Annotated in this window: 9 protein-coding genes; 6 read left to right on the top strand and 3 right to left on the bottom strand. The window is 39.8% G+C overall.

What is annotated here, in order from left to right; all coding sequences use genetic code 11:
• Nucleotides 1-509: 509 nt before the first annotated feature.
• On the top strand, nt 510-1,571 hold the full coding sequence (locus tag AAEZ00_RS18720) for a PLP-dependent cysteine synthase family protein (RefSeq protein WP_101031753.1): 1,062 nt from the start codon (nt 510-512) through the stop codon (nt 1,569-1,571).
• Nucleotides 1,572-1,664: 93 nt separating this feature from the next.
• Here the strand turns inward: AAEZ00_RS18720 and queE are convergent, their stop codons facing one another.
• On the bottom strand, nt 1,665-2,333 hold the full coding sequence (gene queE, locus AAEZ00_RS18715) for a 7-carboxy-7-deazaguanine synthase QueE (RefSeq protein WP_124011514.1): 669 nt from the start codon (nt 2,331-2,333) through the stop codon (nt 1,665-1,667).
• A gap of 211 nt (nt 2,334-2,544) precedes the next feature.
• Between queE and queC the strand changes: the two genes are divergently transcribed.
• Complete coding sequence (gene queC, locus AAEZ00_RS18710) at nt 2,545-3,252, top strand: 7-cyano-7-deazaguanine synthase QueC (RefSeq protein WP_124011515.1); 708 nt, start codon at nt 2,545-2,547, stop codon at nt 3,250-3,252.
• 196 nt (nt 3,253-3,448) lie between these two features.
• Nucleotides 3,449-4,075: a rhombosortase gene (gene rrtA, locus AAEZ00_RS18705; RefSeq protein ID WP_232772044.1), complete on the top strand. Its 627-nt coding sequence runs from the start codon at nt 3,449-3,451 to the stop codon at nt 4,073-4,075.
• 388 nt (nt 4,076-4,463) lie between these two features.
• Here rrtA and AAEZ00_RS18700 read toward each other — a convergent pair whose 3' ends face one another.
• Nucleotides 4,464-5,117: a hypothetical protein gene (locus tag AAEZ00_RS18700; RefSeq protein ID WP_351076157.1), complete on the bottom strand. Its 654-nt coding sequence runs from the start codon at nt 5,115-5,117 to the stop codon at nt 4,464-4,466.
• A 441-nt stretch (nt 5,118-5,558) separates the two neighbouring features.
• Between AAEZ00_RS18700 and trhA the strand changes: the two genes are divergently transcribed.
• The 3 genes from trhA to AAEZ00_RS18685 all read left to right on the top strand — a co-directional run bounded on the left by trhA (nt 5,559) and on the right by AAEZ00_RS18685 (nt 7,758).
• Nucleotides 5,559-6,242, top strand: coding sequence for a PAQR family membrane homeostasis protein TrhA (gene trhA, locus AAEZ00_RS18695; RefSeq protein ID WP_124011517.1), 684 nt, complete (start codon nt 5,559-5,561; stop codon nt 6,240-6,242).
• A gap of 135 nt (nt 6,243-6,377) precedes the next feature.
• Nucleotides 6,378-6,722, top strand: coding sequence for an MGMT family protein (locus AAEZ00_RS18690; RefSeq protein WP_124011518.1), 345 nt, complete (start codon nt 6,378-6,380; stop codon nt 6,720-6,722).
• A 43-nt stretch (nt 6,723-6,765) separates the two neighbouring features.
• On the top strand, nt 6,766-7,758 hold the full coding sequence (locus AAEZ00_RS18685) for a DUF3108 domain-containing protein (RefSeq protein WP_233768533.1): 993 nt from the start codon (nt 6,766-6,768) through the stop codon (nt 7,756-7,758).
• Here the strand turns inward: AAEZ00_RS18685 and AAEZ00_RS18680 are convergent.
• Nucleotides 7,744-8,520 (bottom strand): class II glutamine amidotransferase, encoded by a 777-nt coding sequence (locus AAEZ00_RS18680; RefSeq protein WP_335687483.1) that lies wholly within the window; start codon nt 8,518-8,520, stop codon nt 7,744-7,746. The genes AAEZ00_RS18685 and AAEZ00_RS18680 overlap by 15 nt on opposite strands.
• Nucleotides 8,521-8,661 lie beyond the last annotated feature (141 nt).

The raw sequence follows: 8,661 nt of genomic DNA, 5'->3' as shown, positions 1-8,661 counted from the left end.
GAGTGGCCAAAGGGATCAGACTGTAAATCTGACGGCTCAGCCTTCGAAGGTTCGAATCCTTCTCCCTCCACCATTTTACATCTTACTTTAATTCAACGCTGTTTTATTACTGTGTCCTGTAGCTTATTTACCCTTGTTAAAAATATTTCCCTATCTGCGCTTTGTCGACCTCATCTAGACCAATTTATGTCATCCAAGTTATAGTCTGTTTACACCACTATCTGTTGTACTCACTATCTGTTGTACTAACAATCTGTTGTACTAACAATCTGTTGTGATAACTATTGTGTTATTTATTGTGGTAGTACTTGTACTCACTACTGGGTTACTTGTGCACTAATTGTTGTTTTAATTGTTGTTCTAATTGTTGTGTGATTAGCTGATCTCAACAATATTGCCCTTCATCGCCGTTATTCAATAATAATTGTTTCCTTGTGTCGATAAACACTACTCTTAAGTTTGTATTTTAGTTATTATTTATTCCTTTTTGGAATAACGGGTGCAATTGCATGTCATCTACTTGGGTCAATCAGGCCATCGCAAAAATAGAAGCCGATTATCAACGTTCTGCAGATACGCATCTTATAAAATTAGATCTTCCACAACTTGATGGAATAGACATTTATTTAAAAGATGAGAGTACTCACCCCACTGGTAGCTTAAAACATCGCTTAGCTCGATCACTATTTCTGTATGCGCTCTGTAATGGCTGGATAAAAAAAGATACCCCGATTATTGAATCCTCCTCTGGCAGCACCGCCGTTTCGGAAGCCTATTTTGCAAGATTACTCGGATTACCTTTTATCGCAGTGATGCCAACTACTACCGCCAAGAAAAAAATCCAACAAATTGAATTCTATGGTGCTCAATGCCATTTTGTCGATAATGGCAGTCAAATGTATGCAGAATCAGAAAGGTTAGCCACTGAGTTAAAGGGTCATTATATGGACCAATTCACTTATGCTGAACGCGCAACAGATTGGCGGGGTAATAACAATATTGCTGACTCGATTTTTAATCAGATGGAAAGAGAACCTCATCCAATTCCAAGTTGGATTGTCATGAGCCCTGGTACTGGAGGTACAAGTGCCACCATTGGCCGCTACATTCGTTATCAACAACAACAAACACAACTGTGCGTCGTTGACCCAGAAAATTCAGTATTTTATGATTACTTTCACAGTGGTGATGCCACTCTGGTTAGTGATAAAAGCAGTAAAATTGAAGGCATTGGTCGACCTCGCGTTGAACCGTCTTTTATTGCTGGTGTGATTGATAGCATGATTAAAATCCCTGATGCCGCCTCAATCGCAACGATTCAGTGGTTAGAACAACTCATCGGGCGTAAAACCGGTGCGTCAACCGGCACAAACTTATACGGCGCATTGTTGCTGGCATCGCAGATGCGAAGTGCCGGTCAAACAGGCTCGATTGTGACCTTGATTTGTGATGCCGGAGAGCGTTATCTAGATACCTATTACAATCCACAATGGATTGAGGACAACATTGGTTGTTTTGAGCACTATCGAGAAAAACTGACCGCGTTTAATGACACAGGTTTACTGAGTTAACTATCCGAACATAAAAAAGCCGTTGAACCTGTGTTCAACGGCTTTTTTATGGCACAACTGTGTTGACACAATTGTGCCTGAAATAAATACCTGCTAATCGATATTCAAATATTTGTGTGTTTGGATAGATAATCGCCAATTACGACTAATACATACTTTTATTGCAAGTTCTGTCGCGCGGGCCTTTTGGCTGATCGGTTGCAAACAAATGGTTTTATCGCTGACATCAATATTTCGCAATAGCTCATCTAATTCTTCAATATGATATTCTGTGGCGATCGGATGTTTAATTTCATTTGCGCGGTTTAATGCTTGTTCGAGCACCTTGTATCCACCTTTCATATTGATTTTAGGTGATACAGTTACCCAAACCTTAGCATGGCATTTCACTTCAAAAGTACCACTGGTTTCAATCTGGATCTTATAACCAGCCTCTATAAAGTCGGTAGTTAACTCTGTTAAATCATACAAGCACGGCTCACCACCGGTTAACACTATGTGCTTAGCCGTAAATCCTTTCTCTGTGAACGCTTGCAATAATGTTTGCCCAGTATGATCAGCCCATCGACCGAGGGTGCCATCCACTTGAATAACTTGATCCGCAGTAACTTTATTTTCAGGTAATACATCCCAAGTTTGCTTAGTATCACACCATGCACAACCCACAGGACAGCCCTGTAAGCGCACGAACAGTGCAGCAACACCAGTATATGAGCCCTCACCTTGTATTGTTTCAAATACTTCGTTAATGGGATATTTCATCGTTTACCTTACTTTTAGCGACAAGTATCGGCTACCTGACTTTCAACGGGGCGGCATTTATAGAGTATTTTGCCATTAGCTGCAAGTATTTACACCTATGGCTTTGCAGTTGGGTCTGCCTTAGGTAAAATATCATTTCTATTTACTTGAACCACTAAGCGTTGATCACACCGATCTTACCCGTCAGTTCAGTACGTTAATGAGTATATCCATGCCAGATGCAAAGCAAAACCCACCAACTAAAGCCCTTGTTGTTTTCAGTGGCGGTCAAGATTCAACTACTTGTGTTATCCAAGCTTTATCACAATATGATGAAGTACATGGGATCACTTTTGATTATGGTCAACGTCATCGTCAAGAAATAGAAGTGGCAAAATCATTGGCAACAGAGTTGAAATTAGCAAGCCATAAAGTCATGGATGCTACCTTGTTAAACGAGTTGGCCATTTCTGCGTTAACGCGTGACGCCATTCCCGTATCACATGATTTGATGAATAATGGTTTGCCAAATACCTTTGTGCCTGGGCGTAATATACTATTTTTAACCTTAGCGGGTATTTATGCTTATCAACTTGGTTGTGAGGTTATCATTACTGGCGTATGTGAAACGGATTTTTCCGGATATCCAGATTGTCGTAACGAGTTTATTCAATCGATGCAATCGTCTTTAGCTTTAGGTATGGACAAACCGATTAAAATCGTTACCCCACTAATGTGGCTCAATAAAGCTGAAACATGGGCATTGGCAGACAAATATCATCAATTAGCCTTAGTGCAACAACAAACGTTAACTTGTTATAACGGTATTATTGGTGAGGGCTGTGGAGATTGTCCTGCATGTTTACTGCGTCAACGAGGCTTAGATGATTATCTGCAAAATAGTCAATCAGTCATGACATCGTTAAACAATAAAATATGACCATATCGTTCACACTCTTTAACTAACAACAGAGGTTTACACTTTAATATCCCTCTGTTGTTATTGCATTATTTTTCATTAAGATACCAAAACGACATAGGGTTAACTCAAAATAACCTTTTTGCGCTACAGTTAACTCAGTGTCTTCAAAACAAATTGGCTTGACTGAAATTTGACGGTGAGTATAGAGGATATTTTGTTAAAACATAAATCAAACACTGTTGGCCTATATCATGTTGTTGTGGTGATCAGCCTCATTTGTATTGGGCTTTTTGCGGCAGATTTACCTTCGCCTTCATTTTGGCCTACTGATCAGTATTTCAGTTATCAGTATGACGCAATTGCTCATGGTCAAGTTTGGCGATTAATCACCGGTAACCTGCTGCATACTAATTTATGGCACTTGCTAATGAATTTAGCCGGTTTCTGGGTCATTATCTTCCTCCATGAAGTTCATTATAAGCAGCACGCCGGTAAATTATTGCTGCTTTTTTTCAGTTTATGCCTGTTAGAGGGCATAGGCTTATATATTTTTTATCCTAGCTTGAAAGCCTATGTGGGGCTAAGTGGATTATTACATGGCTTATTTGTATTTGGCGCGGTAATGGATATCCGCAGAGGTTATCGTTCAGGTTATTTACTCTTGCTCGGTGTCATCATCAAAGTGGGATATGAGCAATTATTTGGTGCGAGCGATAGCATTACTCAATTGATTAATGCGCGAGTTGCCACTGAATCCCATTTTGTCGGCTTAATCAGTGGGATGATCTGTGCATTATGCTGGTCTAGTGTCGTTCACCGTTTTAAGTATAAAAAAGTATAATCTCCGCTTCGCCTTATTGAGCATATTCAGCTCAATTACACTTCAACCAATTTTCGTTGATTGAAGTGACTATTCATTGCCGTTCAACAAACAAGCAAAGGCTCATTTAACACCGTTTAAACTTTGCTCCGCTATTGCACTTTTATCACATAAGCCATGCCACTGATGCTTTAGCTACCGGTAACACTCTCGACCTAGTATCGATCACAAGTCAGTATTGATCACAAGTCAGTGCGCAGCAAGAATATCAATAGACTACTGTATCGAAGCGGTCTAGAACCAATTTGATCCAATCAACACATTGAAGCATTAACCTTTTTGCAGACAATCAAGCTTATCTAGATTACTGGTGACGGGTGCCAACTCGGAAAGACTAACTCAGTGACGGTTACTTGCGCTGATCAGTGCTAGACATTGCCTTTTCAGGCGCTTGTACCACATCATTATTGATAACCTCAGTAACAGGTACATCTATTATTGCCGTATTATTGGTTGCATTCGATTTGAGATTAGCTCGCTCAACCAATTTGTCATACTCGGCTTGGGTGATGAGGTAACTTTTAAGTGGGGGTAAAGGCTTAGCTTGATTGCGACTTGCGGCATCGGTTAGCGGAATATCGAGTAAACCACCAACATCGACTTTCCAATAAATGCTCGCAAAAATAATCAGTAACACGTGTACCGTAACAACAATAATCATTGCATTTGTTGATGTCATTATTCGGGTAATAAGCTTATTAACAACAGAGCCTATTGGGGCTGTATCTGTTTCTGTTTCTGCATCTATCTCAGTCATTCCAGGCGCTACCAAATTATGTTGAGACTGAGTTGCCCCCAATAATTGCAGTTTAATCTTATTCGCAACTCGTTGTTGATGAGCATGAAGTTGACTGTCATCGACATCCTGTTGTTGAGGATCAATAAAAGGTGTCATATCTTCATTAAAGTCAATCTTAGCAATCTCATTAACTTGAGCGGTTTCATTACCCCACACAGAGGACTCATCAGTGTTAGCGTGGACATTTCGCGTAGGATTGGCCATAGGATACTTATAAAATAATTATGAATAAAGTAATACAGGTTTCATTGCCATAGTATAGCGTTAATCACCGCATAAGCGACACACAGTAAGATTAATTAAGTTAAACATAACGACCAATGGACACTTCACTTAACTCAATGCACTGTTAGCTGTACATCATAAAAGGTTGTTGCATGCTATCCTGCGATAGGGTTTTAGCACAACGAACAGCCTTAATGTTTGCGTCATATGTCTAACCTTTACAGTGGCAGCGTCGAGATTATTAGCTTGTATGAACAAACTATCTTGCTATTTTTTGTACTACAGCTATAGCAGTTCAAACGGATGTAGACCCAAGGATCATATTCAGCTTACACGTGTTCACCAATTTAATGCTATTGTAGTTGGACACTGTTAGACTTGATTTCGATTCATTTCCATTCAACAACACAACGGACAATCATGAATTCATCCATAGCCACATCGTCAGCTCATCAAGATAACTTAACTCATACTGCTTCTGACTATTGTCACAAAGAAGAAACAGCAAACAGCCTTTCCCATGGCTTAGGTATCTTAGCGGGAATAGTCGGCTTAATCCTAATGTTAACCAAAGCCCCTGCACACTTATCATTCATACAATTAGCCGGTGTGTTTATCTATGGCATTAGTATTATTGCGCTGTTTTTGGCCTCAACATTGTACCATTCAAGTAAAACAACACTTTGGCGTCGCCGTTTTAAGATGGCAGATCATTGTGCCATTTATACCCTCATCGCTGGCACTTATACCCCAATGATGTTGATAAGCCTTCAAAGCCCACAAGCTACAAGGGTACTTATCGCCATTTGGGCGTTGGCACTTGGCGGTATTATTTTTAAAACCTTATTTATCGGGCGATTTAAAGCGTTTAGTGTGGTGTTATATTTAGTGATGGGTTGGTTATGTGTCACCGTAATCAGCGATTTAAACCAACACATGAGTGATGTAGGTTTAGGCTTATTATTCGCGGGGGGCTTATTTTATAGTCTGGGAGTGATATTTTATATTGGAAAACGTATTCCCTTTAATCATGCTATATGGCACTTGTTTGTGCTCGGCGGCGCGGTGTCACACTTTTTATGTATCTACTTAACGGTACTCTAAACGTTGATAATACAGTTATTATATCCTCGCTATCACCTATATTGCGATTGTACACTTGATGCTATTTTTATTATCCTTGCCTAATATTCAATATTTAATCATTATTGCGTCTAAAGCATCTTTGTTTGGAATGTAATGGCAACCCTTTCTTCGATGGAGCGTATCTGGTTTATTGTTAACCTCATCCCCAAAGGCAATGTATTACCTTATGGCATAGCCGCCGATTTAGCGGGATTACCAGGACGGGCGCGTTACGTATCACGAGCCCTAAAATTAGCACCACAATCATTAGCATTACCATGGCATCGTGTCATTAACAGCCAAGGAAAAATATCATTCGCTAACAATACTGAACCTTTTCGAACCCAACAAGAATTATTAAGATTAGAAGGTATAGAAGTGAACGCAGGCAAGATTTCATTGTCTCAATATCAATGGAAACCTGATATTGCCACATTGGTAATGACATTACCCTTTTAATATCAGATTGTTAACTGTTTTTATACTTTAAGGTAATTATACATTGGCAAATAAATTAACTCGCTTATTCACGTTGATCTTGTGTATTAGTCCTGTGATTTTCGCACACGCCTCTGACAACCAACCGCTGACTTCAGATGCTGAGATGACGGAGCCATTAGGTGTGTCACAAACCGCTGTTATCGGAAAACAAGGTGAACAAGTTAATCCAACTGCGGCATTAAGTGGTATCCAAAAAGCGGCTATTTTATCACCCTTGACGGCCCACACCGCTAAATACAACGTATTTTATGGCAGCATTGAATTAGGTGTAGCAAATTATCGCTTACCTGCAACCGATAGCGGTTTTTACAGTTATCATTTTGATAGCGATGTCAGTTTATTCATACTGTCTGATCAACGTCACCTTAAAAGCGAGTTCACCCTAGAAGATGGTAAATTGGTGCCATTTAGATACATACATGAACGGACAGGTACAGGCAGTGATTACACAGAACAGACTGCATTTGCCAAAGCCCAACAATTTATTCATACCATCTATAAGCAGGAAGCATTAAAACTGCCATACGAAGAAAAAGTATTTGATCCTTTAATGGTGCAATTACAATTTAGAATGGATCTCGCTGCAAATATAAGACCGTTAGATTATAAAATGGTTAAAGAAAAAGAAGTCGATGACTATCAATTTAGAGTATTAGGCAAAGAAAAAGTCATCATAGAAAGCGGCACTTACGATACGGTTAAGGTTGAAGTTGTTCGCGATAGTACCAAAAGACAGACATTTTTCTGGATGGCACCAGATTTAGCTTATCTACCGGTGCGATTAAGTCATTTTTCAAAAGGCAGCAAGCAACTGGATATTCAGCTAGCAAGCTATCAATTTGAACAAGCATTGCCACCAATGACCCCCGTGCTCATTGATGGTCCTGAGCATGAAGGTTCAGCAGCGCTTGATAAACTAGTGGCAGATGCTGAAAATGACGCAGGCATCAGTGAGTCAGAATTAGACAACATTAAGCAATTAGCGACGGATTAACTCACCTTTACGGAATAACGTCCACTCACCTGGCTGTAAAATAACCCAATTTTCATTATTGGTTAACGGTCGGGTGGCAATTACTGTCACCACGTCATTGGGGGTGGTTTCTTGACTAAAATCGATGACCACATCGGTATCGATCAAGGTTGCCTTTCCAAATGGAGCTCGGCGAGTGATGTGGCATAAATTATTGGTACAGTAAGTCATTAAGTCTATGCCGTTACTGAGCAACATATTAAATACACCTAGTTGTCTTATTTCATCGGCAAGTTGGCCAATATACTCAAACACCTCATTCATATTGTCAGGTTCATACTCACCAAATTTATTGACCACAGATTCCAATATCCAGCAGAAAGCCAGTTCACTGTCAGTTTCTCCAACAGGTTGAAACCGTGACACGATAAATTTAGTCTGATAATCAGTTAATTGACCATTATGCACATAGGTCCAATAACGGCCCCAAAGCTCACGACTAAATGGGTGAGTATTGACCAAGGACACACAGCCTCGATTTGCCTGGCGAATATGACTGATCACTATTTCACTTTTAATTGGATATGACTTAATGAGCTCTGCAATATGTGACTTACTGCTAGGACAAGCATCTTTAAAGGTGCGGTGTCCTTTGCCTTCATAGAAGGTAATCCCCCAGCCATCAACATGAGGACCCGTTACCCCACCGCGCTCAGCTAAGCCCGTAAAACTAAATACAATATCCGTTGGTACATTGGCACTCATCGCCAGTAATTCACACATTAACCTTGCCTTTTTATTGCCATATTGAGCTAAACACTTCTTATAAACGTATTGTATATACTAAGCTTATTGAGTGGAATATTTCTGTCACACAAATATTTAAACAATTGTTTGAAAAACACTTGTAATCGAGTCTGCATA

Source organism: Shewanella sp. S1-49-MNA-CIBAN-0167 (assembly GCF_040310145.1).
Classification (GTDB): Bacteria; Pseudomonadota; Gammaproteobacteria; order Enterobacterales; family Shewanellaceae; genus Shewanella; species Shewanella psychromarinicola.
Note: the sequence above shows the minus strand (reverse complement) of the source record. Positions and strands in the feature narration are given on the sequence as shown.

Bases quoted from the DNA above. Each gene is read 5' to 3' on its own strand.
- AAEZ00_RS18720 (WP_101031753.1), top strand. From the start codon at position 510: ATGTCATCTACTTGGGTCAATCAGGCCATCGCAAAAATAGAAGCCGAT.
- queE (WP_124011514.1), bottom strand. From the start codon at position 2,333: ATGAAATATCCCATTAACGAAGTATTTGAAACAATACAAGGTGAGGGC.
- queC (WP_124011515.1), top strand. From the start codon at position 2,545: ATGCCAGATGCAAAGCAAAACCCACCAACTAAAGCCCTTGTTGTTTTC.
- AAEZ00_RS18700 (WP_351076157.1), bottom strand. From the start codon at position 5,117: ATGGCCAATCCTACGCGAAATGTCCACGCTAACACTGATGAGTCCTCT.
- trhA (WP_124011517.1), top strand. From the start codon at position 5,559: ATGAATTCATCCATAGCCACATCGTCAGCTCATCAAGATAACTTAACT.
- AAEZ00_RS18690 (WP_124011518.1), top strand. From the start codon at position 6,378: ATGGCAACCCTTTCTTCGATGGAGCGTATCTGGTTTATTGTTAACCTC.
- AAEZ00_RS18680 (WP_335687483.1), bottom strand. From the start codon at position 8,520: ATGTGTGAATTACTGGCGATGAGTGCCAATGTACCAACGGATATTGTA.